The sequence below is a fragment of the Micromonospora sp. NPDC002575 genome, from assembly GCF_042889525.1.
Classification (GTDB): domain Bacteria; phylum Actinomycetota; class Actinomycetes; order Mycobacteriales; family Micromonosporaceae; genus Micromonospora; species Micromonospora carbonacea.
In genome coordinates this window covers 62,522-88,659 of record NZ_JBIARA010000014.1, presented here as the reverse complement: position 1 = coordinate 88,659, position 26,138 = coordinate 62,522, and the positions used below count along the sequence as shown (strand labels likewise).

Below are 26,138 nucleotides of genomic sequence, written 5' to 3'. Positions count from 1 at the left end.
GTGATCGAGTGGAGCGGTGGTAGGTGGTTCCGGCGGTGCAGGATGACGGGCGCTCGTCCGGATTTCCTATACGATCGAGCGGGGGCGTCAGCATGTCGCAGCGTTGTGACTGATGTCAACAGGTTCCCGAAGATGCAGGAAAGGACCTCACGTCACGATGGACGACGAAGCGATGATCGCGCGGGGCCGTAGGGGCGTGACGGGCGGAACGTCGCCGGGAAGATCTGGCGGCCGGCTTGCCGACGAGGTGTACGACACGCTGCTCGGGCAGCTCATGTCGCTACGGATCGAGCCCGGCTCCCGCGTCACGATCGACGTCCTGGCGCGGGAGCTGGGGGTCTCGCAGACGCCGATCCGGGACGCCCTGAACCGCATGGAGGCCGAGGGCCTGGTCGTGCGTGTGCCCCATGCCGGCTACCGCATTCCACCCCAGATCACCCGCAACCGGTTCGAGGACATGCTCGAGGTCCGCCTGCTTCTCGAGCCGGCGGCGGCGCGCAGAGCCGCCGAACGCGCATCCTTGGCGCAGGTCGCCGGCCTGCGGCGAATGCTGGAGGAGATGGCGGAGCTGGAGGGGGGCAGCGGGCCCACGGCCTATGGCGCCTTCGGGCTGCGCGACGCCGCCTTCCACGATCTCGTCGCCCTGAGCGCCGAGAACCAGGTCATCCGTGAAACGCTCGCTCGCCTGCACAGTCACGTGCACCTCTTCCGGCTGCACCACGACACCCAGGTCACCCACCTGGCCATGGCCGAGCACGAGGACGTCGTGGCCGCGATCGCCGCGCGTGACCCCGACGCCGCCGCCTACGCGATGCGTCGGCACATCCTGCGGTCCGGCGAGCGTTTCCGGCGGCTGTTCGACGAGATCAGGGACGCGGACCCGATGGCGGTAGAGGCTTGACGGGCGGGCGGGGCGGAGGAATGCTAGCCCAATCGGATCGGATTGGATCGCGTCCACCTCACCGCCACCACAATGCGAGGAGAAGCAGGTGCCCAGAGCGCTGCTCCTGACCGGCGACGCCGCCGAGGAACTCGACACCATGTACCCCTACTACCGCGTGCAGGAGGGCGGCTGGGACGTCGACGTCTCGTCGCGGACGAGACGCGACGTGCAACTGGTCATCCACGAGTTCGACCCCAACTCCGACGCCTACGTGGAGAAGAACGGCCGGAAGCTGCCGGTCGACGTGCCCTGGGCCGAGGTCGACGTCGAGCGCTACGACGCCCTCATCATCCCCGGGGGACGGGCCCCCGAGTGGATCCGGGTCGACGCCGACGTCAGGCGCATCACCGAGCACTTCTTCGCCCGCAACCTCCCCATCGCGCTGGTGTGCCACGGCGCGCAGGTGCCAGCGGTGTACGGGCTGCTGAAGGGCCGGAAGACCGCGTGCTTCCCCCCGATCACCGGTGACATGGAGAACGCGGGCGCGACGGTCGTCGACGCTCCCGACGTCGTGGACGGCAACCTCGTCTCCTGCCGGGGGTGGCCCGACATGCCGCAGTTCGGCAGGGCGATGATGGAGGTCTTCTCGAAGTCCGTCGACCCCGCGTCGGCATGAGCGCACCCGGCCTGCTCCGGTGACGGCACGTCGGACCGTCACCGTCGACGGCTCCCCCGTCCACGTCTTCGAGAGCGGCGCCGGGCCGGCGGTGCTGATGCTGCACGGCTCCGGACCCGGCACGACCGGGTCCGGAGCCTGGGCGCCGACGGCGCAGGCGCTGGGCACGTCCTGGCACGTGCTGGCCCCCGACCAGGCGGGGTTCGGCCGCACGCCCGTCCCGGCGGGCGCCCGGGGTGGGCTCCGGCTGTGGACGGAGCAGGCCGCGGGCCTGATGGACGCTCTCGGCATCGAGCACTACGCCGTGGTGGGTCACTCCATGGGCGGCGCCGTGGCGCTGGCGTTGGCCGCCGCGCGCCCCCGGCAGGTCACCCGTGTCGTGGCGGTCTCGACGATGGGCGCCCCCGGGGCGCCGCTGTCGGCCGAGCTCGACGCGATCTGGGCCGCCCCCGCCGGCCCGCCCGGGGCCCGGGACATGCTCAGTCGCCTCGTCCTCGACCAGGCGCTCGTGACCGATGCGGCCGTCGAGGCCCGTGCCGCCGCGATGCGGGCGGGGGCAGCCGCGTTCGCGTCGTTGTTCCCGCCGCCCAGGGCGCGCTGGGCCGACGACCTCACCCTCTCGGCGCAGACGCTGGCGGCGGTGCGCGCGCCCGTGCTGCTCGTCCACGGCGCAGAGGACCGGGTCACCCCGCTCGCGACGGCAGCCCAGCCCCTGCTCGGACACCTGGCCGATGTCCGTCTGCACGTGCTCGGCCGATGCGGGCACGTGCCGGCGATCGAGCATCCGGACGAGTTCAGGCACCTGCTGTCGTGCTTCCTGCACGGGCACCGCCGCCACTGATCGCTGCGGTGCACCAGCGCCGTCGGACGCATCCCACGCCGCACCGTCGCGCATCTCAGCTGTCAGGCATCATCTTGACGTTCATCTATCTGTAGCGACATGGTTCACGTATGGTGAACGCCAGTCCCGGATCGTTGTTCCGCCGCCTGTGGCCGGCCTTCGTGGCCGTCGCCGCCCTGCCCGCCGCGGTGCTGGGCGTGGGTCTGGTGACCACACCCGCGGCCGGCGCCGGCACCGTCTCGACGCGGGCGGCCACCGCCCCGCCGTCGACCCCGCCCAGCACACCGGCGCCGCCGGCCCCACCGACGCTGCTCACGGCCACCCGGGTGACCTCGACGGCGGTCACCCTGAGCTGGGCCGCCGCCGTCCCCGGCTGTTGCGCGATCACCAACTACACCATCATGTACCCCGAGCCGTTCAGCGACGTGGTCCCGACCACCACGGTCGGGAACGTCACCACCGCCACGATCACCATCTCGCCGACCCGCCAGTACACCATCAGGGTGGCGGCCAAGGACTCGACGGGACGCACCTCCCCCTGGTCGAACCAGATCGTCGTGGTGGCGCCGGCCACCGACAGCGGCCCGGACACCGTGCCGCCGGGCTCGCCGACGAACCTGACCAACCGCAACGGCACCCTGTACTGGTCGGCCGCGCCGGACAACGTCGGCGTGACCGGCTACCAGGTCTACAGGTACGACGGCTGGTACACCTCCCTGCTGCTCGGCACCACCACGTCGACGACGTACCAGCTGCCACCCTCGGCCACGACGGGACCCGGCCCACGCATCCAGTTCTACGTGCGCGCCAAGGACGCCGCGGGCAACCTGTCGGCCGCGTCCAACACGGTCGACGCGACCAGCTCGACGCCCCCGGCCGACCTCCCGCCGACCCCGCCGAGAGACCTGGCGGTCAGCCGGATCACCTCGACGTCGGCCACCCTGACCTGGACGGCCGCCGAGCCCGGGTGCTGCGACGTCACCGGATACACGATCGGATACTTCCAGGCGTTCCACGACCTGGGGGAATCCGTCCGGGTCGGCAACGTCACCACGGCCACGATCACCCTCAAGCCGGCCACGCAGTATCGCGTCATCGTGCAGGCCAGCGACTCGGGCGGGCACAGCTCACCGTCGTCAGACCCGCTGACCATCGTCACCCCGGCGACCGACGCCGGCCCCGACACCGTGCCGCCGAGCGCCCCGGGGACGCTGACCGTCACCGACGTGACCACCACGACCGCCAAGCTGAGCTGGACGCCGTCGACGGACAACGTCGGGGTGACCGGCTACCACGTCTACCGCTGGGACGGGGTCTTCAACTCGATGCTGGTGGCCACCGTGCCGGGCACCAGCTACCAGGTGTCACTCGCGCCGTCCGCGCCCAACCGCTACTACGTACGGGCCCGGGACGCGGCGGGCAACGTGTCGATCGCGACCAACGAGGTCCGGGTCGACCCGCCGACCGGCCCGACCACTCCGCCGCCCAGCCCCACCTGTGAGGTGACCTACCAGAAGCAGTCGGAATGGCCCGGCGGATTCGTCGCCGACGTCACGGTCAAGAACGCCGCCACGGCCGCCGTCGACGGCTGGGCCCTGGCCTTCACGTTCCCGGGCGAACAGCGGATCACGACGCTCTGGAGCGCCACCTACGCCCAGTCCGGCTCCGCCGTCACGATCCGCAACGCCAACTGGAACGGCACGATCGCGGCCGGCGCGAGCGTCACCTTCGGCTTCCAGGGCACGTGGAGCGGCAGCAACGCCGCCCCCACGAGCTTCTCCCTCAACGGCGCCCCCTGCCTGTGACCCGGGTTTAGTCGGGCCGGCGGGTCAGGGGCCGGTGTGGATCAGCGCCGCCCACAGCTCCGGGCGGTCCGGGTGCGCACGCCGTACCCGATCGATGGACCCGTCCAGCGCGACGGCCGCGTTGTCCGCCCGGGAGGCCGCCGGGCGCGGCCAGGTCACGTTTCGTTCGCCTCGGGTGTGCCGGGGGACACGGCGATGCGCCTGTGCAGAGCCGCCTGGACGATGCGGAGGGCCTCGTTGGCGTCGAGGCCGATGCTGGCGATGACGGCGGCGTACTCGGCGGCGGCCCGGCTTGCCCGTTCGCGTCCCTTCTCGCCGGCTGCGGACACGAACGAGCCGGCTGGCCCGCGGGTCTCGATCAACCCCGCTTCCTCCAGTTCCCGGTAGGCGCGGCCGACGGTGTTGACGGCCAGGCCGAGGTCTGCGGCCAGCCGGCGGATGGTCGGCAGCCGGGCACCCACGGCCAGCGCGCGGTCCTGGATCTGCTGGGCGAGCTGGGCACGGAGCTGCTCGAACGGCGGGACGGGCGACGCCGAGTCGATGACGATCATGCGGCTCGCCGGGTGCCCGTGGCTTGCCGCGCCACCATGCCGCTGCGCGCGGTCCGCGAGTTGATCACGGCGAGCGTGACGACGCCCAGGACGATGAAGGCAAGCCAGGCGGCGTTCCACCAACCAAGGGCGGTGCTGAACACCGACACGACCGGCAGCGACCACACCACGGTCGGCACGGCGACGTCCCGGGCGTCCTCGACCCGCATGATGACGTCGGCGGTCAGCGAGACCTCGTCGTCTGCCACGACCGGGTGCGTCACGATGTGGCGCAACTGCACCACCATGCCGACCGCGACCCCGCACAGGCCGATGAGCAGGACGACCGCCGCGTGCCTCGTGGTGGAGTCCGGCCGGGTCAGGGCGGCGACCGCCAGCGCCACCGCGCCCGCGACGGTGGCGACCGCGACCGCGGCGCGCGGCCAGCCGAGCACGGTGCGCCAGCCGAGCCGGACCGGGAGGGCCGCCCGTCGCGACAACGTCGCGCCGGCCCGGCGGTCGGCCTGCCGCACCCGCCAGTCCAGCAGCGACTGGGCCAGCACCAACCCGACCACCAGCGCCGTCAGGACCAACAGCGACCAGCGCCGGTACGACCCCCAACCGTCAAAGGTGGCGCCGGTGTAGATGAGAGCGACCGCGATGATGAACACGGCCAGCAGGACGGAAGCGGCCAGACGGGCGCGTCGCCGGACGGCCAGCCGCGTCGCCAGCAACGGGGTCGCCCCCGCGCCGGCCAGGCCGTGCCCGGCCAGCCACTCGCCGGCCCGCTCCAGGTCCGCCGGACGCGCGGGTGGGTCGACGTCCGGCACCGTCGTCTTCGGCATGTCGTCTCCTATGTCGCAACCCTTGTCTCAAGATGATGCGTCAAGCCTTGCGACAAGTCAATCGGGGCGGAGCGGCGAACGGGGCAGCCCCGGGAACACCGCGTGCGCAGGCTTGTCGACCTCCTCCAAGAGGAGGAAACAACCGGATATCCCATAGTTCTGGGATGGTGGCCGAACGGAACGCGTGGCTAGCCTGAGTCGCCATGAGGGCTTGAGAAAGCCTCTGTCCCCCGCACTTCTCGCCGTTTCATCCGGTCGTGCGGATTCCACCGTGCCGTGAAGAGAGGTCCGATGCGCCTGTTCCCGCGCCGCTGGCGTACCAGTATGGTTCTGCTCCTGGTCGGCGTGAGCGTCATGTTCGTCGCTGCCGTCGTGGTGGGGCCGGATCCCGCCACGGCCGATGGCCCGCAACGTCCGCCGACCAGGCCGACGGAGCCATCGGCCGGGCCCTGTCCGATCGGCAAGGCGCCGCGCGACATGGAGATCAGCGAGTTCAAGGACTTCGTCGCCAAACACGAGAGCCCGCGCGGACTCGCCGGGGATCCGCACGTCTACGTCGACACGAAGGGACACCCGACGGTCGGCATCGGCTTCAATCTCGACCGGGCCGACGCCCGAGCGCGCCTTGCCGCCGTAGGCGCCAACTACGACGACGTACGGGCCGGCCGGGTCGACCTGACACAGGTCCAGATCACCATCCTGTTCGAGCAGACCATCGCGGAAGCGACCAGCGACGCGTACACCCTGCTCGTGAACTTCGACCAACTGTCGACGGCCCGGCAGGCCGTCGTGATCGACATGATCTTCAACCTCGGACGGGCCGGTGTGGCCCAGTTCCACAACATGCTGGCAGCCCTCGACCGGGGGGACTACGAGACGGCAGCCTCCGAGATGGAGAACTCGGCCTGGAAACAGCAGACGGGCACCCGCGCCAGCCAGGACGTGACCCTGATGCGCCGGGGAATGATGTGTGATCCGCTGCCCCCGGGCGTCGTTCCGGTGATCCCTCCGGTGTCGTCCGACATTCCCGGCTATGCCCACCACGGTGGGACGGGGTACCCGGGCGGCGTGACCACCTTCCAGCCATCGAACGGCACCGGCACCGCCGACGGCGGTACCGGCGTGCTGCGCTGCAACTTCAAGAAGATCGACGTGTTCTACAACGACCACTGGATCACGGTGCTCGACATCTATTGCTGACTGCCGGGGGGCAGGACGGGCCACGCGCTGGCGATGCCGCATCGATGGGCGGTGACGTCAGCGCGTGGTCCTCCCTCGCCGGTCCGCAGACCAGAGCCGGCGCGGACTAGGAATGCGGCTTGTCGACGTACCCGATCTCCTGCAGCTTGCCGTCGATGAGCCGGTAGGTGCCCGTCCGCTCGATCACCAACTCGGCCATCGAGGCGTCGTCGGGTCGGGTCAGATAGACCACCTGCGCCTGGCCGGCACTGATGGTGACCTTCTCGACCGGGGTGCGGTCGCCGAGGTCGACCGTGCCGACGTAGGCCGGGACGCCCTTGACGTTGCGCCAGAGCACGATGCCCCAGAACTTGCCCGTCCCGCCGCCGTCGAGCATGATCGCGCGCACCGCGTCGGCAGCGCCGTCGCCGGTCAGGTCACCGATCGCGCACGGCGGTTGCAGGGCGACCACCACGCCGTCCTCACCGGCCCAGCGCCCCTCGGTCAGCGGGATCGGGTCGGGGTAGTCGTTGTAGCGCACCTTGGCGCTGCCCAGCTCCGATTCGGCCACCTGGTCGCAGGTGAGCGCGGCGACCTTCGCGGTCGGCGCGGCGGTCGGCGAGACGTTGTCGTCCGCGCTGCTGCCGTCGCCGAACGGCGGCTCGGCCACCGGCGAGTCCGACGGCGCGGTGGTGCCGTCGGGGCCAGGCGTGGCACCGCCGTTGATCTCGATCGTGCACCCGCCCGCCACGAAGACGAGGGCGAGCGCGGCCAGCGGCAGCAGCGTCCTGCGCATGCATGTTCCTTTCGATGAAGTCGGCGGCAGCGTACTGCGCCCCCGCCAGCCCCGGACTGCCACCGCGTTCGTCGCGAGGCCCGAGTCGAGGCCCCGCATCGCGGCCACCTGGTCGAGGGCGGGCACGGTGACCCGACGATCATCGTGGACAGCGCCACCGGGCAATCGACCCGGGACGGTGCCGTGCCGACAGCGAGATCCACGTCAGCGCCGCCCTCAACGGGCAGCCGAAGCCTCGGCGGCGTGCGTAAGCGGTGGCATTCGATCCCGGGCCGTCGTGACGCGGCACGCCACCTCTCAACCGATGCCGTCGACCGCGGCCCTGAGCGCGTTGATCGACGGATCCCAGCTGAAGTTCAGGACGGGGATGCCGGAAGCGGCGGCGTTGCTGTCGCCACCAAGGACCACCGCCCGTGGCTTGCCGGTGCCCTGGGGGACCACGAGGTACCAGTTGCCCCGCACATTCGCGATGAACACTTCGTCTACCTCCTGGTCGGGCGGGTGGGGAGTGGCGACGTCTCCGACGTGGTTCTCGAAATCGACGGTCGCGCCGAAGTTCGTCGGGCCGCCGGTGTTCAGCCAGAGGCTCGTGTGCACGTGCGGCCCGACACCGTGGTCGCTGCCGTTCGCCGAGGCGCCGGAGTAGGCGATCGTCTGGCCCCGCGACACACGTTGGCCGGCGGAGACGGTGATCGTCGAAAGGTGCAGGTGCCGGGTGTAGTTGCCATCATCGTGGGCCATCCCCACGACGCGCCCGGCCGCGGTGGAGGCGTCGGTCTTCACGAGACGGATCGTGCCGTTCGCGGCGGCCATGACGGGAGTGCCGGTGCCGACCGCATAGTCGGTGCCCGGCTCACCCGAGGGCGGCGTCCGGTTCCGGTGGTCTTGCCAGGAACTCGAGATCCGGACATTGCCGCACGGCCGCTGATAGCCGCCAGCCGCCTGAGCGGAGTCGGGCAGCAGGGCGAAGGCGGCCGACACCCCGGAGGCCGCCAACGCCGCGCCGGTGATGAACCCCCGTCTCGAGAGCCCCCGCAGGTAGGCGATGCCGCCGAGGTCCTCGGGCCGCAGATCGCCGTGGCTGACATTCCGAGGGGGGTCAGGGCGAGGCTCCTCGCTGAGGATCATCAATGCAACCTAAGGCTGCGTCCGTTGCGGGGCAAGGGTTCTCTTCCGCGGACCGTGTTGCCGCACCCCGCGACAGGGGCGGTGCCGGGGTGGTCAGGCGGAGACGGCAAGCACCAGCTTTCCGGCCGTGTGACCGGTCTCCACGGCCGCCACCGCCTCCGCGCTCTGCCCGAAGGCGAACACTCGTGTGATGTGCGGGTCGACGGTGCCGTCCGCCATCAGCGCGGCCACGGTCTCGAGCGACGCCCGGTCGAGGCGACGGGGCAGGTACTCGCCGCCCAGTTCGCGTACCGTGTCGTCGGCCGCCGACAACACGTGCCCGGCGTCCGTGATCAGCGGGGCGACCGACCGTAGCGCCTCGCCGCCGACGAGGTCGATCAGGCCATCGACACCGGACGGGGCGAGATGCCGAACCTGTCCGGGGACGTCACCGGCGGTGTAGCTGACGAAGGCCACGCCGAGAGCCTCGGCCCCGGCACGCTTGCTGTCGCTGCCGGTCCCGATCACCCTGAGCCCCCGCGCCCGGGCGAGCTGCGCGGTGATCTGGCCGGTGCTGCCCCCGACGCCGTTGACCAGCAGCGTCGCGCCCTCCGGCAGGTCGAGCCAGTCGAGTGCGTCGAGGGCCGTCGTGCCGGACACGGGAATGGTCGCCGCCCACTCGTAGGACAGCGTCTCCGGCTTACGCGCCGCGTTCGCCGCCGGCAGGACCGTCGTCTCGGCGTACGTGCCGGCGCCGCTGAGCGCGAACCCGAACACCGCGTCGCCCACCGCGAAGTCGGTGACGCCGGCGCCGGTCGCGAGCACGTCCCCGGCGGCCTCCATGCCCATCACCTGCGGGAACGGTAGGTGTCCATTCAGCGCCCGGACGCGTCCGGACCGCAGAAGGGGATCCAGGCGCGCTACTCCGGCGGCCCGGACCCTGACGAGGATCTCCCCGACCTGGGGCTGCGGATCGGGTCGGTCGAAGTGGAACTGGACCTCCGGGCCGCCGAAGGCACGGTATCCGAACGCACGGCTCATCGTCGTACTCCCTCACTGGTTGTCGACCGCCGACGCTAATTACTGACACCGATGTCAGGAACAAGGGTGTGTAACCCGACTCACACCTACCAGGGCGGGGTCAGGGCGCGGGGACGAGGCCGCAGTGCGTCAGCCCGGTACCGTTCCCGTCGCCGGGGGCGAGGCGACCACGGAGCTGCTCATGCTCTCGCGAGTTCCCTCCGGTGCGCCCGATTCGCGGCGATCAGGTCGTCCAGCGCCGCCCGGGTCTTGATCAGGTCCTCGATGTGCTGATCGAGGCGGTCGCGCTCCTGGCTCATGCGCTTCAGGGCCGCCTCGGAGGCGTCCGCACTCGGAGACTCGACGCAGGGCAGCAGGTCGACGATGGTCCGACTGCTCAGGCCGGCGGAGAACAGCTGCTGGATCAGGCGGATCCGCTCGACCTGGACCTCGTCGTAGCGGCGGTGACCGCGCGGGCTGCGCGCGCTGGTGAGCAGGCCCTGCTCCTCGTAGTAACGCAGCGACCGCACGCTGACCCCGGTGCGGGCGGCGAGCTCACCGATCCGGATGGTGGTGGTCATCCTGCCTTCCGTCCTGCCTCGCGCGGGTGTGAGGCCCAGGCTACCCACCCGCAGTCAGGCGGTCCGGCTCCGGCGGCCGGTCGGGTGGGTGGGTGCGACGTCCGGTCCGGCCGCCTGGCATGGTCACATTCCGGCTGCGGTGTCGTACCGGCGGCGCAGGTCGGCCATCTCCTCGGCGGTCAGCGCCTCCTCCTGCGCCAGCGTCGCGTACTTGGCCGGGAACATCTCGTGCAGCCGGTCGATGAACCTGACGTTCTCCGTCGCCTCGACGACCTGGATGCCCGGGGGGTCGGTGGACATGTCCATGATCAAAGGGCCGGCCAGCTTGACCGCCACGTCCCAGGGGCGCTTCTGCTCGGCGATTCCGCAGAGGTGGAATCCGTAGACCTTCTGGACGTCGGCGAGCGTGGTGGCCCCGGCCGGCTCGTGGCCGTAGACGCGGACCCCGCAGATCACCGGCGGCTTCTCCTCGGTGACGCCCTGCTGGGCGTTGTGCCCGGCGTGGTTGTGCTGCCCCGGGTCCGCCTGTTCGAGGGTGGTGCGCATCCGGGCCACGATCTGCGTCTGCAGATCCGCCGGCTCCGCCTCCTGGCCGGTGGCCCGGTTGAGTACGACCACGCTGGCCGACACCGTCAGCAGGATCACCGCCACCCATACCAGGCGGTGGCGATACCACCCCGCGAAACTCTCTCGGGAAACCATGATCGCCTTTCACCTCGTTGCCGGTCCTGTGGTGCGGAGAGACCGGATCGGTTGCCTCCGAGTGCCATGCGTCGAGCGCGTCGGCCGTCGGGGACACGTGCCGGGGGAACGATTGGCGGGCGAGGGTGCCCGCCCGGCAGGGTGCCCGTCATCAGGGCGGTGGCCCGGCGATGTGACATGCGAGCGCCCGCCAAGGCGGCGCGCTGCCGACACTGCGATGCTCCCGTGCTGGCCGTTCTCAGCTCGGTTGCCCCCGCGCTGCGGCGATATGAGCTATTCCAACACGTCTCGATCGGCTCTGGCAAGATTGACGAACGTCGGTGTGGATGCGGCCCGGCCGTCGGGCCGTCGCCCGCACGGACGGCGGCGACCTGGCGGGCGATGGCCCGACGAGCGGCGTCGCCCCTTGTCTGCCGTCAGGTGGCCGCAGGCCCGGTCGCGATTCCACCGGTGCGTCGGCAGGCTGCTGGCCCGGCCAGAACGGCCACTGCTCGAACGAACGGCACCGACCGGCGTCGGCACCCATACGCGGGTGTGCTGGCCGCCGCGGAATCCTTCAACTCCACCATCAGGGTCGAGTGCATTCACCGACACCGGTTCACCACTCGGGTCGAGGCCCCCTGAGGATCACCACCTGGATCGTCCTTCTGTAACCTGCCACGATTCCGGGGCATTGACCTGCGATGATATCCGGCATGCCTCACGCTGCACCCCCGTCCGTATGTTCCGTCCGCCTGGGCCCGGCCGTCTTCGAGGCTCTACTCGCCGGCGACCTGGCCGCCGCCCGGACGCTCACCGGTGTTCCGCTCTCGGAATGGTTCCTCTCCGACGAGGTCGACTGGCTGTGGCGGATGCGACTACTCCAGATCGCCGCCGACCCGTCCGCCGAAGACTGGGTCGTCCGCGCGGCGGTGACGGCGCCCGGCGGCGCTCATCATCGGGGAAGTCGATGCGTAGCCAGCGCGCTTCCTCGTCCAGACCGGCCTGACCCTCGAACCCGAACCCCCATGATCAAATAGACGCCCGTCTTTCAATCCTTGTACGAAAGTCAGTGCCTGGCTCACAAATTGCTACTCTCGACATTCCAAAGCCGGCCAGCGTCCGTGGAGTGAACCATGAATGTCCTACTTTGTCGCTTGTCAATGGCGATCTTCTGCGCCGCGGTCATCGTGGCCGGCACCGGCGGTGCGGCCGCGCGCGACAGCCAAGACCATGGCACCGCCGATGTGCCGGGGAATCCGCGGATCAGTGCGCACGGATGTGCACACTGCCCGGAGGAATCAGTTCGTCCCGAAACTTCACCGTCGCAATCTTGATCCGAAGTCGATCGGCGACCGACGGGTCTGCCGCGCCGAGTACGTCCGCCACGTGCTGCCAGACGTGGCGGGCCGCGTCGGTGTCGCCGGCAGAGCATCGCCGAGGTCGTTGAGTATGGTGACCTCGCCGTCCCGGTCGCTCATCTCCCGGGTTATCCGTAACGCACGCTCGAAACAGGCGGTGGCCTCACGGTCGTGGCCTAGGTGGTGGTGTGCGTAGCCCAGGCTGTGCCAGGTGGCCGACTCCGCCAGGCGGTTGCCGAGCTCCTGGTGTAGCACCAGCGCTCGTTCGCAGCGGGTGATGCAGTGGCGATGGTCGCCGGCCCGGGCGTGGCCCCAGCCGATTGACGCCGACCAGCTCGCCGACCTGGCCGCCCGCGTCAACACCGGTGAGTTGCGCGTCGAGGTCGCCCAACGGGTGCCGCTGGCCGAACTGCCGGCGCTGCACGCCGACGCCGCCGCGGGCGCGCTGCCCAGCGGCAAGGTCGTCATCGTCGTGGCCGACGCCTGATCATCCAGCCACCCGACCAGGCGCCGAAGGGGACGACCGCGATGCTCCCGACGACGACCCGCCCCGCTCGCTGACCGTGGCGGGCGGCCCAACGGCGGGTACTGCCTGATCGACATGCGGATGCCCGACGGCGCTGGCCCGGCGCCGCACCGGCACGACTTCGAGGAGACGTTCACGATCATCGAGAGCGGAACCGAGTTCACCTTCCGGTGACGCCGGACGAACTCGCGGAACGCCGCCGCCGTGCGGCGGACCCGGCCTCGACGTATCGCAGCAAGTTCCTTTAGCAGGCCGCTGACGGCCAATCCCAGAAGGCAAGATCGCCGCTTGCCTCGAAATATGTGCCGGACCGGCCGGCCGGCGCGAGGAAGTTCGTAGGAACGACACGTTGATCCAGTCAGATCGTGCCCGCTGCCGAGCGTGACGGTGCACTAGGGTGCACCTATGGATCTGAGTGACAGCGCCTCGGACGTGACCGCCACCAGGCCCGGTCCAACGGAGGGAAACTCATCGAGACCGATTCGACTCCATGCCTCGAACATTCACAAGCGGTATGGCAAGAACCACGTCCTGAAGGGCGTCGAGCTCACCGTGCGCGCCGGCGAAGTGGTCGCCATCATCGGCGCCAACGGCTGCGGCAAGTCGACGCTCATGAAGATCTGCGCGGGCCTGGTCAGTCCGTCCAGCGGCGTGGTGGAAGTCGACCGGAGCATGGCCTACTGTCCCCAGCAGGCAGGGCTGATGGGTTTCCTCACCGCCGACGAGCACTTCGCGATGTTCGGCGCCGGGCACGGGATGAGCCGGGACGAGGCCCGGGCGACCGGTCGACGGCTCGCCAAGAGCCTGGCCTGGGACGGTGGCATGGCGACACAGGCCAGGCACCTGTCCGGCGGCACCCAGCAGAAGCTGAACCTCATTCTCGCCGCGCTGACCGACCCCGATATCCTGTTGCTCGACGAGCCCTATCAGGGTTTCGACCGGGGCAGCTACATCGACTTCTGGGACTGGGTGCTGGAGCGGCGTGACGCCGGCAAGTCCACGCTTGTCATCACGCACATGTTGAATTCACTCGATCGGGTCGACGCCGTTCTCGATCTCGGAGCGAAGGCGGCCGCCGGGTCATGACCAAGCTTTTCACCATTGCGGAGATGATGGGCCGGGACCTGGTCCGGCGGCGGGTCGCCCTCGCGCTGCTCGCGTTCGTTCCACTGCTGTTCTACATGGCCCGCCACGACGGCAATCCGGAGAAGGCGATCCGCTTCGCCGGTCTGGGCCTGGCCTGGGCGGTGAGCACCGCCGGGTTGTTCCTGAGCAACACCACGAAGGCGGTGGAACGACGCCTGCGCCAACTCGGCTATCAGCCGGCGCACCTCTACCTCGGCACGCTCACCGCGCTACTGGCCCTGGGCGCCGCGCTCGCCGCGATCTACTGGGTGATCATCTATGTCGACCAGGACAATCTTCAGCGGCCGGGGGCCGTCGCCATCGAGTTCGGGCTGACGATCGTGGTCGCCGCTCCGCTGGGCCTGCTGATCAGCGCCGCGGCCCCGCACGACCTGGAGGGCACGCTCGTCCTGATCTCGATCACCGGGTTGCAGTTCCTCGTCGACCCGGGGCAGAAGCTCGCCAAGGCCCTGCCGTTCTGGTCGACACAGCAGGTGGGAATCTACGGCCTCGACGGCGGCGACCCGGAGCACCTGCGCGAGGGTCTGCTGCACGGCGCCCTCTACTGCGCCGGCCTGATCCTGGTCACGGCGGTGCTGGCCAGCGTGCGGCTTCGGCGGCGCAGGCACATGCGGGTCCGGGCGGCCACGTCGTAGCAGCGAGCCCGACGCGGGGTGGGGCGGCGAGCCATCCAGCCGCGTCGCGTCGGGCTCACGCCACCTCGTGCAGCTCGAAGTGCACGTCGTTCGGCGGCGCCACCAGCAACGGCAGCCGTTCCGTCCGGCCGCGTGCCTGCCGGCGGCGCTGTTCCAGCTCGGTCATCCGGCGCATGCACTCGTCGCGGGCGGGCGACCCGAAGCCCGTCTCCGGCGCCGCGGTCAGCGAGGCCGGCCAGACCCGGTAGCGGTAGAGGGGCCTGCGCAGGTTGCGGATCCGGTAGAGCCAGGCGACCCGCAGCTGGAAGTCGGTGTCGGAACCGAAGGCGGCGGTGCCGTCGAAGCCGTTGAGCCGGGTGAAGACCTCGCGCCGGACGACCGTCGCCGGGTGCAGCGCGACGGTCTTGCGGCCGAACCGGTGCGCCAGGTTGCCGTTGCGCGGCATGTGGCGTACACCCTGGGGGTTGCCCTGCGCATCGACGATGCGGTAGCCGCAACCGACGAGGTCGGCCCGGCCCCGCTCCAGGAGGGCCAGCTGGCGGGCGAAGCGGTCCGGCTCGCTCACGTCGTCGGCGTCCTGGAAGCCGATGTACGGCGTGGACACCGACTGGATCACGGCGTTCTTCAGCCGCAGCGGCCCCACGTTGCGCGACGCCCGCAGCAGGGTGAGCCGTGGGTCGCCCCGCCACGGTGCGAGCGCGGTGACCCAGTCGTCGTCCGGCGAGTGATCGTCGGCGACCACGAGCCGCAGGTCCCGATGCGTCTGCCCGAGTATCGAGGCGACCGACTCCGGCAGGTAGGTGGCGCAGCGGAAGTGCGGCACGACCACGGTCAGCACGGGCGGCGGCCCATCAGGCGCCGACGGGCATCGACTCGCTCCGCGCCGCATCGATGTGCGCCCGGAGCCCCGCGCGGAGGGAGACCGACGCGCGGAATCCGAGCACCCGGGCGGTGCGGGTGGTGTCGGCGCGCGTGGACACCACGTCGCCGGCCCGGTGGGATTCGGTCCGGACCGTCGCCGGGCGGCCCATCAGCTCACTGATCAGGGCGATGATCTCGGTGACGGAGATCTGCTCGCCGGTGCCGACGTTGCACACGCGGCTCGGACCGGGTGCGTCGACGGCCGCCGTCACCGCGCGCACGGCGTCCTTGACGAAGACGAAGTCGCGGCGCTGCGACCCGTCGCCGAACACCCGGATCTCCCGGCCCTCCTGGATCGCCGAGATGATCCGCGAGATCAGCATGTCGGGCCGCTGCCGTGGGCCGTAGACCGTGAAGAAGCGCAGGGCCATGGTGGTCAGTGCGGAGCCGGGGCGGGCCGCGTAGGCCAGGGCGAGGTGTTCCGCGGCCAGTTTGGTGACCGCGTAGGGGGAGATGGGGGCGGGTGGCTGGTCCTCGGTCATCGCCCCGTCCTGGTTGCCGTAGACGCTGGACGAGGAGGCGATCGCCAGCCGTCGCAGGCCGGTCTCCGTGGCGGCCTCCAGGAGACGGCGGGTGGCGAGCACGTTGGACTCGACGTACTCGTCGAAGCGGTCCCACGACGGCCGGACGCCGGGCAACGCGGCGAGATGAACCACCGAGGAGACCCCGTCGAGCAGCGGGCGGAGGTCCGCGGTGCGCAGGTCGGCGACGACGTGCCGCACGGACGCCGCATCCGTCGGCCAGGCCGGGGCCTCGCGCAGGTCGACGCCGATCACCGGCCGGCCCTGGCTGCTCAGGTGCTCGACGAGGTGTCGCCCGATGAACCCGGCGGCCCCGGTCACCAGCACCGTGCGCCGGGTGTCGTGAACCGTCATTCCCGTCCCTTTCCGTCATGCGACGTGCGTTGAAGGGTGGACCGTCAGCTCCGCCGGACCGACAGCGTGCGGGCCAGAGCGGCCAGCGCCTCCCGTGCCTCCCCGACGACGGGCAGGGAGTCGAGCACCGCCACCGCTTCCTCGGTGCGGGTGTGGATCATTTCCTCGACCGTCCGCAACGCGCCGGTCTCCCGCACGATGTGCCGCAGGCGCTGGGCCTCCCGCTCGCCGAGGTCCGGATTGCCGTGCCACCGGGCGATCTCGGCGGCCTGGGCCGCGTCCGCGCGTTCCCGGGCCAGCGCCATGAGCACGGTGGACTTTCCGCTGCGCAGGTCGGTCAGGACCGACTTGCCGGTGACGGCGTCGTCGCCGAAGACGCCGAGGATGTCGTCGCGCAACTGGAACGCCTCACCGATCGGCACGCCGAAGCGGGAGAGCCGCTCCACGTCGGGTCGGGCCGCGCCGGCCAGCATCGCGCCGATCTGTAGCGGGCGTTCCACGGTGTACTTCGCCGACTTGTAGAGCAGGATCGTGAGGCAGTCGGCCAGGTCCGCCCGGACGGCCTCGCCACGGATGTCGAGATATTGCCCGAGCAGAACCTCGACGCGCATCAGGTTGAGCAGCTCCGCTGCCGCCGACACCCGCTCCGGCGGCAGGCCGCAGCCGTGGAACGCCTCGTCGGACCAGGTCAGGCAGAGGTCGCCCCAGAGGATCGCCGCGTTGCGGCCGTAGTGCTCCGGGTTGCCGCGCCAGCCCAGCCGCCGGTGGGCCTCGGCCATCGTCACGTGCAGTGTCGGGTTGCCGCGCCGGACGTCGCTGTCGTCCATGATGTCGTCGTGGACCAGGGCGAAGAGGTGGAACAGCTCCAGCGCGGCGGCGGCCGTGACGATGCCGGGGTGGTCGCCGCCGCCGAACGCGCGCCAGCCCAGGCAGCAGAACGTCGGCCGGGTGCGCTTGCCCCCGGCGAGTGCCAGGGCACGTAGGGCGTCGACACCGTCGCGCCACTCGGGGCTGGCGTTCATGTCCCGCCGGGCTGTCAGAAAGCTGTCGATCGTGTTCTCCACCTCGGCCCTGAGGGCGGGCACGTCGAGGCCGGGCACGGCTCGGTCGGTCTCGCGGGTGGCGGTCAAGTGTCCTCCGTCCGGTCGAGGCGAAGTCGACGGCAGGTGACAGGTGTCCGATCACCAGGCTGAACGGCCACGCAGGCTGAAGCGACAGGACCTGGCCGGACGTCGCTGGAACACGATTGCGCTCTGTCACGGTCAGGGGTGAGGCGAGCTCCCGGGTGTCACCCCTCGTGGCCGGACAGGCATCGACTGTAGCGGATCCGGATGCCGTCCGGGGGCCCGAAACTTCGTTCATCCTCGATTTTCCGGGTTGACCGGTTTGTTCAGCAGGGTTGACGGAAGTCGATTGCCCGTGGATTGTTGTGCGAGCGAAATCGACCGATCCGGATGGCGGGGGAGCGGCATGGAGCTCGTCGTGCTACTCGATCACGACGGCAGGGCAGTTGGTGAGCAGGACAAACGCACCGTCCACACCGGTGACACGCCGCTGCATCTAGCATTCTCTTGTTACGTCTTCAGCAATAGTGGACAGTTCCTAATGTCACGGCGCTCGCTGCGGAAAAGGACATGGCCAGGTATCTGGACCAACAGCTTCTGCGGCCATCCCGGCCCAGGTGAGCCGATGGACGACGCCGTGCACCGGCGGGCGCAGGCCGAGCTGGGGCTCACGCTGAGCGACCTTCGCCTGGTGCTGCCCCGCTTCCGTTACCGCGCCGAACTCCACGGCGTGGTCGAGAACGAGATGTGCCCGGTCTACGTGGCCCGAACGGCCGGCGACCCGGTGCCGAACCCGGACGAGGTCGACCGGATCGAGTGGGTCGGCTGGGACTCGTTCCGGGAACGGACCCGCGCCGACGAGACGCTGTCGCCGTGGTGCCGGTTGCAGGCCGACGAACTGTCCGAGATCGGACCCGTGCCGGGTCGTTGGCCCGCCGGCGACGCCGCCGAGCTGCCCCCCGCCGCCCGGGCCGCGGTCGCCGGGCGCGGCTGACCAGATGGCCGCACAGGAGCAGCGGGCGGTCGAGACGAACTGGGCCCGTTACCTGGGCTACGTCCGCAGCCATCGACGCTGGTTTCTGCTGCTGGCCGCGCTGATCCCGCTCGACGTCGGCACCCAACTGGTGGCGCCACAGGTCGTACGCCGGTTCATCGACGCGGCGGTGGCCGGCCGGTCGCAGAACGAGCTGGCCGGATACGCGATGGTCTTCGTGGTCCTGGCGGCCGTGCGGCAGGCGCTGTCGGTCGGCACCGGCTGGGTCTCCGGCCGGGTCGCCTGGCGCACCACCAACGAGGTGCGCCGCGACCTGCTCGCCCACGTCCTGCGGCAGGGCCCGAAGTTCTTCCTCCGGCACTCGCCGGGGGAACTGGTCGACCGGATGGACGGCGACGTCACCCGGCTGGCCAAGCTCCTGTCCGAGCTGGTGCTCGACATCGCGGCCCAGCTGCTGCTGATCATCGGCATCGTCGCGGCGCTCTTCCTGCTCGACTGGCGCTACGGCGTGCTCTTCACCCCGCTCGCGGTGGTGATGCTGCTCCTGTTGCGCCGCCTGCTCGGCCGCGCGGTGCCGCTCATCGCCGACCGGCAGCGGGCCGAGGCGGGCCTGCTCGGCTATCTCGAGGAGAACCTGACCGGGCGGGAGGAGCTCAACGCCAACGGCGGCACGGCGCACGCCCTGGAGGGCGCCTGGCAACGGATCCTGCACCACTACCGACTGGCCAGGCGGGCCGCGCGGGCCACGGTCACCTGGCCGGCGGCCGTCCAGGTGCTCACCGCCGTCAACCTCTGTGCGGCGCTGGCCACCGGCGTGTGGCTCAGCCAGCACCGCGGCGTCAGCGTCGGCACCGTCTTCGCGGGCCTGTCGTACGCGATCCTGCTGCGGATGCCCCTGGTCAGCATCACCTCGCGCTTCCAGGACATGGAGAACGTCCTGGGCAGCGTCCGCCGCATCGAGGACCTGTTCGGCGAGGCCCACATCGTCCCCGACGGCGGCGGCGCCCTCCCGCCGGGGCGCGGCGCGGTGAGCTTCACCGGCGTCACCTTCGCCTACGACGAGCGCCCGGTGCTGTCGGACGTGTCGTTCACGATCGCGCCGGGCCGCCGGGTGGCCCTGGTCGGGCGCAGCGGCAGCGGCAAGTCGACCATCCTGCGGATGCTGTTCCGCCAGTACGACCCGCAGGCCGGCGTGGTCTCGATCGGCGGCACGGACATCCGGGAGCTGGACGTCGCCGCGCTGCGCTCCCGCATCACGCTCGTCACCCAGGACGTGCACGTCATCGCCGCCACGCTGCGGGACAATCTCACGTTCTTCGACGACCGGTGGCCCGACGAGAAGCTGCGCCGGGCGGTCGAGGAGGCCGGCCTGGACACCTGGTACGCCGCGCTCCCCGAGGGCCTCGACACGCGGATCGGACCGGGCGGAGCGGGGCTGTCGGCCGGCGAGGAGCAGTTGCTCGCGCTGGCCCGCGCCCTGCTGACCGATCCCGACATCGTGCTGCTGGACGAGCCGTCGGCCCGGCTGGACCCGCACGCGGAGCGGCGGCTGCGCCGGACGATCGAGAGGTTCGTCGCGGGTCGGACGGCGTTCATCATCGCCCACCGGCCCGAGACGCTCACCATCGTCGACGACGTGATGGTGGTCGAGGACGGCCGGGTGGCCCGCCTGACGTCCCGGGCCGACTACACGGGCGGCGTCGGCGAGCCGGCCGACCGGCTGTTGCCCCGCGGGGCGGTCCTGACGTGACCGGGACGAAAGCCGACCGGGTACGCCTGCTGCTGGCCGGCCGTGGCCGCCGGTACGCCGTGCTCGCCGCCGTGTGGGCGGTGCTGCGGCTGGGCATGCTGGCCCTGGGCCTGTTGATGCAGATGGCCTTCGACTCCCTCAGCGGCGAGTCGACCGCCGGCCTGAACCTGTGGAGTCTCGTCGCGCTCGTCGCCGGCATCGAGGCCGCGCGCATCTCCCTGCAGTTCAGCACGGTCGTGCCGTGGCTCGAACCGCGGATGCAATACCACACGGTCGGCGCGTTGCGGCTGTCGCTGTTCGAGTCGCTGCTCCAACCGCCGCCGGAGGCCGGGCACGTCGGCGCGGGCGAGGCGGTCACGACCGTCGGCGCCGACGCCGCGGACGCCGGCTTCTTCGTCGTGTGGTCACCGATCAACATCGCCCGCTGGCTGTTCGCGGTCGCCGCGATCACCATCATGCTCCGCATCGACGTGCTCATCACGCTGAGCATCCTCGGGCTGTTCGTGGTGATCGTGGCGGTGATGCGCCTGGTGCACCGCCGGATGATGTCCTACCGCGAGCGGAGCCGCGCCCAGACCGCCCTGGTCAGCGAGGCCCTGCGCGAGGTGATGAGCGTGCCGCTGGGCGTGCAGGCCGCGCGTGCCGAGGACGCGGTCACCCGACGCCTGGACGCGCTCAACGCCGTCCGGGCCAGGGTCGCCATCTCCGAGGAGCTCGCTGTCGCCGTGCAGCGCAGCACCCTGCTGAACGCCGCGCCGCTCGGCACCGGCATCGTGCTGCTGATCGCCGCGCCGGCCATCAGCGGCGACCGGCTGTCCATCGGCGACATGGTGCTGTTCACCTTCTACCTGCAACTGCTCGTCGACACGCTCGCCTCGCTCGGCGTGCTCACCGTCCAGTTGCAGCGCGTGCTCGTCGCGCTGCGCCGGATGACCGCGATCACCGGCGGCCACCTGCACCCCCGGCACGGCATGGACCTCGACCACGCCCGGCCCGGCGCGATGATCGGCGCTCCGCGGCGGCCCGCGCCCCCGCCGCCGACCGGCGGCCCGCCGACGGTCACGATCACGAACCTCACCGCCCGGCACGACGACGCCGGCCACGGCGTGTCCGGCATCGGGTTCACGATGCCCGCCGGCCGGCTGACGGTCGTGGTGGGCCAGGTCGGCTCGGGCAAGACCACGCTGCTGCGCGCCCTGCTCGGCCAGGTGCCCGCCGTCACCGGCGAGGTGCGCTGGGACGGCGTCCCGTTGCCCGCGGACCGCCGGTCGGTGCTGGTGCCGCCGCGGTGTGCGTACACGCCGCAGGCGCCCCGGCTGTTCACCGGCACGATCCGGGAGAACATCCTGCTGGGGCTGCCGGACGACCGGCTGGCCGAGGCGGTGTCCCGCTCGGCGCTCGACGTCGACCTGGCCGCGATGGCCGAGGGCCTGGACACCGTGATCGGGCCGCGGGGGCTGCGCCTGTCCGGCGGCCAGGCGCAGCGGGTGGCGGTGGCGCGGATGCTCGTGCGGCGTACCCCGCTGCTGCTGTGCGACGACGTCTCCAGCGCGCTCGATCCCGCGACCAGCGACGCCCTGTGGGACGGAATCCTGCGCGACGGTGGGAGCACGGTCCTGGCGGTGTCCCACCGGCCCGAGGTGCTGCGCCGGGCCGCCCTCGTCGTGGTCCTGCGCGACGGCCGGCTGGAGGCGGCCGGGGCCCTGGACGACCTGCTCGACAGCTCCGACGAGATGCGCCGGCTCTGGTCCGCCGCCGCCAGCGCCTGACCCATGCGGAGGTACCGATGATCGAGGTTCTGACCCGGCCCGTCCGCTGGGCCATCCGGCGGGGCTACCAGCCCGCCGCCGGCGACCCGCCGCCGACGGAGTGCGTGGTGTTCCGTCCAGGAACGTCCGGTGCCCGGGCCGCGCTGCCCGTCTCGGCCGTCGCCGCGGAGCTCGGCGTCGGCTTCGCCGGTGGGTTCGCGCTGGTCCTGCCGACGTACGTGGGCCGGGCGCCGCTGTCCAGCCACCGCGAGACCGTCGACGAGCTCCTCGCCCAGCTCGCCGACCTTCCGCCGGCGGTGGCCGCCCGCCCGCGCGTGCTGGTCGTCGGCATGCAGTGGCGCGACGACCAGCACGACGAGGCGATCGAACGGCTGGAGCGGCTGGGCGAGGCCACCGCCTCCGCGGACGGGCCGGCCTTCGTCGGCATCGCCATGCCGCAGGCCGGAAAGAGCCGCATGCTCAACGCCGCGTTCGAACTGGCCACCGGCCTCGGCCTGGCCGGCGTGGCGTGGGTCGACGACGACGTCACGTTCAGCAGGGGCTGCATCGGACGGCTGATCGAGGACTTCCTCGCCCGGGGCGCGCGGGGCTCGGCCGGGGCGAGCAAGGTGCCGAAGCCCAACCCGTACGCGGCGGCCCGGTTGCTGCACCGGGGCAAGCAGATCACCAAGACGCCGAAGTTCGGCTACCCGCACGGCTGCTGCATGGTCGTCGACGCCGACCTCGCGGCCCATGGCATCCCGGACCGCTACACCTGCGAGGACGACTACTTCTGCTTCGCGCTGCTCGACCCGCGGCACGAGAACCCGCTGCACCGCACGCACATCGTCGCGGACGCCGCCTGCTACCACCTGACCGGCGGCCCGGCGGGCGAGATCAGACGCCGCGTCAACCGCTCGCTGCTGACCGCGGCCGTGCTGATGTCCGACTTCCCCGCCGACGTCGCCGGCCGGTACTGGCGCATGTACTTCTACGGGCTGTGGCCGCTGGCGCCCGCGGCCCGCGGCCACGGCCCCCGCTTCGCCGCGAAGAAGTGGCTGCTCAAGTCGGTCCACTTCGCCTGGTTCTCGCGGGTGGCGCTGGGGCTCGCGGCCCGCGGGGTCGCCGGGCGGCCACGGCGCGAGATCCCGTGGTCGGCGTACACCCGGCACACCAAACCGGCGGCCTCGCCGCCACCGGTGTCTCCCACGATCTCCCGAGGGGAACGCGCATGACGGACATCGCCAAGTACATCAAGCAGCGCGCGCAGGGCAAGGGCGTCCTCAACGTGCTCAGCGGAGTGTCCCGCACCTACCTCCACGGCGCCGGGACCAAGGCGCTCAGCGACGCCGCCTGGCTCAAGCAGAAGTCCAGCCGTACGCCGCCGGCGTTCAGCATGATCGCGATCGAGACGATGAGCGGCTGCAACTACCGCTGCTCGTTCTGCCCGATCGGCACCCTCAAGATGCCGTCCGGCCGGATGTCGATGGAGCTCTACGAGTCGCTGCTCGACCAGCTCGCCGACTTCACCGGCGTCATCCACCCCTACCTGTTCAACGAGCCGCTGCTGGACCGGCGGCTGCCCGAGATGGTGCGGATGGCCAAGGAACGGACCAAGGCGTCGATCTCCATCCAGACCAACGGCTCGAAGCTGACCGAGGAGCTGGCCGAGGAGCTGACGAAGTACGCCACCGTCGTCGTCAACGACTACACCACCGACCTGTCGGTGCTGGCCAAGGTCCGCCAGTACCCGGCCCGGCCCGAGCTGGTGCTGGTCGACCGCGATCCGAACGCCACCCTGACCAACCGGGCCGGCAACGTGCTGGGCCGGCCGACCGTGCTGCTCAACCAGTTCTGCGTGCGGCCGTTCAACGAGTTCTACGTCACCCACGACGGCCGGGTCGTCCTGTGCTGCCAGGACTGGAGCGTGCAGGAGGTCATGGGCAACGTCAACGACAACACCATCGAGGAGATCTGGAACAACGAGAAGTACACCGCCCGCCGCGCGAGCCTGCTGCGAAAGGAGCGGACCGACCTATGCGCGAAGTGCGACTTCCCGGGAATCTGAGCACGGTCCCGGTGGCCGCGCCGGTGCTGACGGCGTTGCGGGCACAGGCCCCCGGGCTGCTGCACGTCGTGGACCCGTACAAGGTGCCGCTCGCCGAGGCGGTCGAGAAGTCGCGGGCGGCGGCCGACCTCGGCCATCCCGTGCTGCTCGTCGGCAGCACCGACAACGCCGCGTTCGACCGGCAGGTGGCGCCCTACGTCGCCGCCCTGCGCGAGCGGACGGACCTGCCCATCGTCCTGCACTTCCCGTCGATACCCGGCCGGGGCGCCCCGCTGTGCCCCGGCGCCGACGCGGTGCTGGTGCACGCGGTGCCGAACTCGCTGCGGTCCTTCTTCGTCTCCGGCGGCACGAACGAGACCGCCGTCGCCGCGGCGGCGCTCGGGGGCGCGGCGCCCGAGCTGCTGCGGTCGGCGTCGTTCGCGTTCGGCAGCGACGGCAAGACCCACGAGGCGGTCGGGGCGCCACCGACGGCCGAGGGCGGCAGCGAACTGCCCCGGCTGGTGGCGGCGGTCGCCGCCGGCGACTTCGACCTCGCATACCTGCTCTACCGGCACGGCCGCGTCCCCGAGGCGGTGCTGCGTGCCTACCGGCGCGGCCTGGCGCCCCAGCAGCTGCTGTTCGTCGGCGGCGGCGTGCGCTCGTACCGCCAGGTCCGCCAGTACCACGACTGCGGCGTCGACTGGGTCGTCGTCGGCAACGGCCTGGAGACCGCCGGCTGGCGGGAGACCCTGCGCGAGCTGTCCGGCCGCCGGGGCGGCCGGTCCGGCGGCGACGGTCACCCCGCCGCCCGCCCGGCGCTCGTCGCCGAGTTGCAGCGCGGCCTGCGCCGCCCGGCACGGTCCGATCCGGCCGGCCGGCGGGCGTACGCCACCAACGTGGGCCGCCTACACGAGCTGCTGCCGGCCGTCGTGGCCCCGGTGACCTCGGCGGAGGAGGTCGCGCACGTGCTGCGGACCACCCGCGCGGCCGGGCTGCCCGTGGCGGTACGCGGCAGCGGGCACTCGTTCGGCCGGCAGGGCCTGTCCGACGGCGGGGTGCTGATCGTCGGCGAGCCGGGGGACCCCGAGGTCCGGCTGCACGACGACGGCACCGCCGAGGTGTCCGCCCGGGCCGCCTGGCACGCCGCCGAGACGGCCCTGAACGCGCTCGGGCGCAGCATACCGGTGCTGACCAACCACCTGACGGTCTCGATCGGCGGCACGCTGTCGGTCGGCGGCTACGGCGAGGGCACGATCGCCCACGGCGGCCAGGTCGACCTGGTCGAGCGGTTCCGGCTGATCCTGCCCGACGGGCAGGCCCGGTGGTGCTCGCCCGACGAGTCGCCGGAGCTGTTCCGGTACGGCATCGGGTCGCTCGGCCAGTTGGGTGTGCTGGACCGGGTGGTGCTGCGCACGGTCGGCTACCAGCGGCTCACCACCATCGCGACGCAGCGGCACCCGTCGCTGACCGCGCTGGTCGAGCACGTCGGGTGGCTGGCCGGGGAGCAGCGGACGCCGGTGGACCTCTTCTCCGCCCAGCACTACGAGGGCGGGTTCGTCGCGACGTACGGGATGCGGGGCGCCCCGCCGCCGCAGCGGCTGCCCGGCCGGGCCGAGATCCGCGTCGAGGCCGACTGGCCGCTGCGGTCCATGCGGGAGTCCCGGCGCAACCCGGCCGACCCGTCGGTGCACTTCATCTGGGCCGACTACTGCCTGTCGTCGCCGGCCGCGGCCGAGTTCGCCCGCTTCCTCGAAGCGGAGATCCTGGCGACCCCCGGCTACCGCGAGGGCGGCGGCCGGCTGCTCATGCTCGGCGTGCACCGCCCGGAGCAGCGCCCGGGCGTGCCGTTCACCCCGGCGGCCGGCCTGCGGGGCCTCGCCCTCGGCTTCGGGCTCTACTTCAGCGTCCCGCGCGGCGACCGGGCCGGCGTCGAGCGGGTGCAGGGCATGCACCGCCGGGCGCTGGCCGAGTGCCTCGCGCTGGGCGGCCGACCGTACCTGGCCGGCTGGTACGACCTGGCCGAGGCGGACCTGCAGTCGATGTACGGGGCCGACCTCGCCGCCCTGCGCCGGCTGCGCCGGGAGCTGGACCCGCACGGTTTGTTCAACCCGGGACTGCTGGCATGAC

At 71.5% G+C, this 26,138-nt stretch carries 26 protein-coding genes; 14 read left to right on the top strand and 12 right to left on the bottom strand.

Annotated elements, in window-relative coordinates:
* Window positions 1-157: 157 nt before the first annotated feature.
* The 4 genes from ACFYWL_RS21175 to ACFYWL_RS21160 all read left to right on the top strand — a co-directional run bounded on the left by ACFYWL_RS21175 (window position 158) and on the right by ACFYWL_RS21160 (window position 4,205).
* Window positions 158-901: a GntR family transcriptional regulator gene (locus tag ACFYWL_RS21175; RefSeq protein ID WP_386975194.1), complete on the top strand. Its 744-nt coding sequence runs from the start codon at window positions 158-160 to the stop codon at window positions 899-901.
* A gap of 88 nt (window positions 902-989) precedes the next feature.
* Window positions 990-1,559: a DJ-1/PfpI family protein gene (locus ACFYWL_RS21170; protein WP_386975192.1), complete on the top strand. Its 570-nt coding sequence runs from the start codon at window positions 990-992 to the stop codon at window positions 1,557-1,559.
* A 19-nt stretch (window positions 1,560-1,578) separates the two neighbouring features.
* Complete coding sequence (locus ACFYWL_RS21165) at window positions 1,579-2,400, top strand: alpha/beta fold hydrolase (RefSeq protein WP_386975190.1); 822 nt, start codon at window positions 1,579-1,581, stop codon at window positions 2,398-2,400.
* Window positions 2,401-2,510: 110 nt separating this feature from the next.
* Window positions 2,511-4,205, top strand: coding sequence for a cellulose binding domain-containing protein (locus ACFYWL_RS21160; protein ID WP_386975188.1), 1,695 nt, complete (start codon window positions 2,511-2,513; stop codon window positions 4,203-4,205).
* A 24-nt stretch (window positions 4,206-4,229) separates the two neighbouring features.
* Here ACFYWL_RS21160 and ACFYWL_RS21155 read toward each other — a convergent pair whose 3' ends face one another.
* The 3 genes from ACFYWL_RS21155 to ACFYWL_RS21145 are packed head-to-tail and all read right to left on the bottom strand — an operon-like array spanning window position 4,230 to window position 5,580.
* Window positions 4,230-4,364 (bottom strand): hypothetical protein, encoded by a 135-nt coding sequence (locus ACFYWL_RS21155; RefSeq protein ID WP_386975186.1) that lies wholly within the window; start codon window positions 4,362-4,364, stop codon window positions 4,230-4,232.
* A complete protein-coding gene (locus ACFYWL_RS21150) occupies window positions 4,361-4,756 on the bottom strand; it encodes a GntR family transcriptional regulator (RefSeq protein WP_386975184.1) in 396 nt (131 codons plus the stop codon). The genes ACFYWL_RS21155 and ACFYWL_RS21150 overlap by 4 nt, the downstream gene beginning before the upstream one ends.
* A complete protein-coding gene (locus ACFYWL_RS21145) occupies window positions 4,753-5,580 on the bottom strand; it encodes a hypothetical protein (protein WP_386975182.1) in 828 nt (275 codons plus the stop codon). The genes ACFYWL_RS21150 and ACFYWL_RS21145 overlap by 4 nt, the downstream gene beginning before the upstream one ends.
* A gap of 324 nt (window positions 5,581-5,904) precedes the next feature.
* Between ACFYWL_RS21145 and ACFYWL_RS21140 the strand changes: the two genes are divergently transcribed.
* Window positions 5,905-6,780: a glycoside hydrolase family protein gene (locus ACFYWL_RS21140; protein ID WP_386975180.1), complete on the top strand. Its 876-nt coding sequence runs from the start codon at window positions 5,905-5,907 to the stop codon at window positions 6,778-6,780.
* Between the two features lie 106 nt (window positions 6,781-6,886).
* Here the strand turns inward: ACFYWL_RS21140 and ACFYWL_RS21135 are convergent, their stop codons facing one another.
* The 6 genes from ACFYWL_RS21135 to ACFYWL_RS21110 form a co-directional block, all read right to left on the bottom strand.
* Entirely contained in the window at window positions 6,887-7,555 is a 669-nt protein-coding gene (locus ACFYWL_RS21135; RefSeq protein WP_386975178.1) for a hypothetical protein, read from the bottom strand.
* 297 nt (window positions 7,556-7,852) lie between these two features.
* Window positions 7,853-8,683: a M23 family metallopeptidase gene (locus tag ACFYWL_RS21130; RefSeq protein ID WP_386975176.1), complete on the bottom strand. Its 831-nt coding sequence runs from the start codon at window positions 8,681-8,683 to the stop codon at window positions 7,853-7,855.
* Window positions 8,684-8,776: 93 nt separating this feature from the next.
* Window positions 8,777-9,703, bottom strand: a complete 927-nt coding sequence (locus tag ACFYWL_RS21125; RefSeq protein ID WP_386975174.1) for an NADP-dependent oxidoreductase — start codon at window positions 9,701-9,703, stop codon at window positions 8,777-8,779.
* Window positions 9,704-9,882: 179 nt separating this feature from the next.
* The gene (locus tag ACFYWL_RS21120) at window positions 9,883-10,251 is read right to left on the bottom strand and encodes a MerR family transcriptional regulator (protein WP_386975355.1); all 369 of its coding nucleotides are present in this window, start codon (window positions 10,249-10,251) and stop codon (window positions 9,883-9,885) included.
* Between the two features lie 135 nt (window positions 10,252-10,386).
* Window positions 10,387-10,965 (bottom strand): hypothetical protein, encoded by a 579-nt coding sequence (locus tag ACFYWL_RS21115; RefSeq protein WP_386975172.1) that lies wholly within the window; start codon window positions 10,963-10,965, stop codon window positions 10,387-10,389.
* Between the two features lie 1,298 nt (window positions 10,966-12,263).
* Complete coding sequence (locus ACFYWL_RS21110) at window positions 12,264-12,560, bottom strand: tetratricopeptide repeat protein (protein ID WP_386975170.1); 297 nt, start codon at window positions 12,558-12,560, stop codon at window positions 12,264-12,266.
* A 22-nt stretch (window positions 12,561-12,582) separates the two neighbouring features.
* Here ACFYWL_RS21110 and ACFYWL_RS21105 point away from each other — a divergent pair, with 22 nt between their 5' ends.
* From ACFYWL_RS21105 to ACFYWL_RS21095, 3 genes are all read left to right on the top strand, one after another.
* Window positions 12,583-12,792, top strand: a complete 210-nt coding sequence (locus tag ACFYWL_RS21105) for a hypothetical protein (protein ID WP_386975168.1) — start codon at window positions 12,583-12,585, stop codon at window positions 12,790-12,792.
* Window positions 12,793-13,236: 444 nt separating this feature from the next.
* Entirely contained in the window at window positions 13,237-13,917 is a 681-nt protein-coding gene (locus tag ACFYWL_RS21100; RefSeq protein WP_386975166.1) for an ABC transporter ATP-binding protein, read from the top strand.
* A complete protein-coding gene (locus ACFYWL_RS21095) occupies window positions 13,914-14,612 on the top strand; it encodes a hypothetical protein (protein WP_386975164.1) in 699 nt (232 codons plus the stop codon). The genes ACFYWL_RS21100 and ACFYWL_RS21095 overlap by 4 nt, the downstream gene beginning before the upstream one ends.
* 55 nt (window positions 14,613-14,667) lie before the next feature.
* On the opposite strand, the gene ACFYWL_RS21090 is transcribed toward ACFYWL_RS21095, so the two are convergent.
* The 3 genes from ACFYWL_RS21090 to ACFYWL_RS21080 are packed head-to-tail and all read right to left on the bottom strand — an operon-like array spanning window position 14,668 to window position 17,538.
* Entirely contained in the window at window positions 14,668-15,450 is a 783-nt protein-coding gene (locus ACFYWL_RS21090) for a glycosyltransferase family 2 protein (RefSeq protein ID WP_386975162.1), read from the bottom strand.
* Window positions 15,451-15,463: 13 nt separating this feature from the next.
* Window positions 15,464-16,408, bottom strand: a complete 945-nt coding sequence (locus ACFYWL_RS21085; protein ID WP_386975160.1) for an NAD-dependent epimerase/dehydratase family protein — start codon at window positions 16,406-16,408, stop codon at window positions 15,464-15,466.
* Window positions 16,409-16,452: 44 nt separating this feature from the next.
* The gene (locus tag ACFYWL_RS21080) at window positions 16,453-17,538 is read right to left on the bottom strand and encodes a polyprenyl synthetase family protein (RefSeq protein WP_386975159.1); all 1,086 of its coding nucleotides are present in this window, start codon (window positions 17,536-17,538) and stop codon (window positions 16,453-16,455) included.
* 340 nt (window positions 17,539-17,878) lie between these two features.
* On the opposite strand from ACFYWL_RS21080, the gene idi reads away from it, so the two are divergent.
* From idi to ACFYWL_RS21050, 6 genes are read left to right on the top strand one after another with little or no spacing between them, the layout of a single operon-like run.
* The gene (gene idi / locus ACFYWL_RS21075) at window positions 17,879-18,466 is read left to right on the top strand and encodes an isopentenyl-diphosphate Delta-isomerase (RefSeq protein WP_386975157.1); all 588 of its coding nucleotides are present in this window, start codon (window positions 17,879-17,881) and stop codon (window positions 18,464-18,466) included.
* A gap of 4 nt (window positions 18,467-18,470) precedes the next feature.
* Window positions 18,471-20,216, top strand: coding sequence for an ABC transporter ATP-binding protein (locus tag ACFYWL_RS21070; protein ID WP_386975155.1), 1,746 nt, complete (start codon window positions 18,471-18,473; stop codon window positions 20,214-20,216).
* On the top strand, window positions 20,213-21,985 hold the full coding sequence (locus ACFYWL_RS21065; RefSeq protein ID WP_386975153.1) for an ATP-binding cassette domain-containing protein: 1,773 nt from the start codon (window positions 20,213-20,215) through the stop codon (window positions 21,983-21,985). Before ACFYWL_RS21070 ends, ACFYWL_RS21065 begins: the two co-directional genes overlap by 4 nt.
* A gap of 17 nt (window positions 21,986-22,002) precedes the next feature.
* Window positions 22,003-23,199 carry a hypothetical protein gene (locus ACFYWL_RS21060; RefSeq protein WP_386975151.1) on the top strand — a complete coding sequence of 399 codons (1,197 nt, stop codon included), beginning with the start codon at window positions 22,003-22,005 and terminating at the stop codon, window positions 23,197-23,199.
* The gene (locus tag ACFYWL_RS21055) at window positions 23,196-24,032 is read left to right on the top strand and encodes an SPASM domain-containing protein (RefSeq protein WP_386975149.1); all 837 of its coding nucleotides are present in this window, start codon (window positions 23,196-23,198) and stop codon (window positions 24,030-24,032) included. Before ACFYWL_RS21060 ends, ACFYWL_RS21055 begins: the two co-directional genes overlap by 4 nt.
* Window positions 24,002-26,137 carry a geranylgeranylglyceryl/heptaprenylglyceryl phosphate synthase gene (locus ACFYWL_RS21050; RefSeq protein WP_386975147.1) on the top strand — a complete coding sequence of 712 codons (2,136 nt, stop codon included), beginning with the start codon at window positions 24,002-24,004 and terminating at the stop codon, window positions 26,135-26,137. The genes ACFYWL_RS21055 and ACFYWL_RS21050 overlap by 31 nt, the downstream gene beginning before the upstream one ends.
* Window position 26,138 lies beyond the last annotated feature (1 nt).

Bases quoted from the DNA above. Each gene is read 5' to 3' on its own strand.
- ACFYWL_RS21150 (WP_386975184.1), bottom strand. From the start codon at position 4,756: ATGATCGTCATCGACTCGGCGTCGCCCGTCCCGCCGTTCGAGCAGCTC.
- ACFYWL_RS21145 (WP_386975182.1), bottom strand. From the start codon at position 5,580: ATGCCGAAGACGACGGTGCCGGACGTCGACCCACCCGCGCGTCCGGCG.
- ACFYWL_RS21160 (WP_386975188.1), top strand. From the start codon at position 2,511: ATGGTGAACGCCAGTCCCGGATCGTTGTTCCGCCGCCTGTGGCCGGCC.
- ACFYWL_RS21085 (WP_386975160.1), bottom strand. From the start codon at position 16,408: ATGACGGTTCACGACACCCGGCGCACGGTGCTGGTGACCGGGGCCGCC.
- ACFYWL_RS21050 (WP_386975147.1), top strand. From the start codon at position 24,002: ATGCGCGAAGTGCGACTTCCCGGGAATCTGAGCACGGTCCCGGTGGCC.
- ACFYWL_RS21105 (WP_386975168.1), top strand. From the start codon at position 12,583: ATGCAGTGGCGATGGTCGCCGGCCCGGGCGTGGCCCCAGCCGATTGAC.
- ACFYWL_RS21140 (WP_386975180.1), top strand. From the start codon at position 5,905: ATGGTTCTGCTCCTGGTCGGCGTGAGCGTCATGTTCGTCGCTGCCGTC.
- ACFYWL_RS21115 (WP_386975172.1), bottom strand. From the start codon at position 10,965: ATGGTTTCCCGAGAGAGTTTCGCGGGGTGGTATCGCCACCGCCTGGTA.
- ACFYWL_RS21135 (WP_386975178.1), bottom strand. From the start codon at position 7,555: ATGCGCAGGACGCTGCTGCCGCTGGCCGCGCTCGCCCTCGTCTTCGTG.
- ACFYWL_RS21055 (WP_386975149.1), top strand. From the start codon at position 23,196: ATGACGGACATCGCCAAGTACATCAAGCAGCGCGCGCAGGGCAAGGGC.
- ACFYWL_RS21070 (WP_386975155.1), top strand. From the start codon at position 18,471: ATGGCCGCACAGGAGCAGCGGGCGGTCGAGACGAACTGGGCCCGTTAC.
- ACFYWL_RS21060 (WP_386975151.1), top strand. From the start codon at position 22,003: ATGATCGAGGTTCTGACCCGGCCCGTCCGCTGGGCCATCCGGCGGGGC.
- idi (WP_386975157.1), top strand. From the start codon at position 17,879: ATGGAGCTCGTCGTGCTACTCGATCACGACGGCAGGGCAGTTGGTGAG.
- ACFYWL_RS21175 (WP_386975194.1), top strand. From the start codon at position 158: ATGGACGACGAAGCGATGATCGCGCGGGGCCGTAGGGGCGTGACGGGC.
- ACFYWL_RS21125 (WP_386975174.1), bottom strand. From the start codon at position 9,703: ATGAGCCGTGCGTTCGGATACCGTGCCTTCGGCGGCCCGGAGGTCCAG.
- ACFYWL_RS21130 (WP_386975176.1), bottom strand. From the start codon at position 8,683: ATGATCCTCAGCGAGGAGCCTCGCCCTGACCCCCCTCGGAATGTCAGC.
- ACFYWL_RS21100 (WP_386975166.1), top strand. From the start codon at position 13,237: ATGGATCTGAGTGACAGCGCCTCGGACGTGACCGCCACCAGGCCCGGT.
- ACFYWL_RS21095 (WP_386975164.1), top strand. From the start codon at position 13,914: ATGACCAAGCTTTTCACCATTGCGGAGATGATGGGCCGGGACCTGGTC.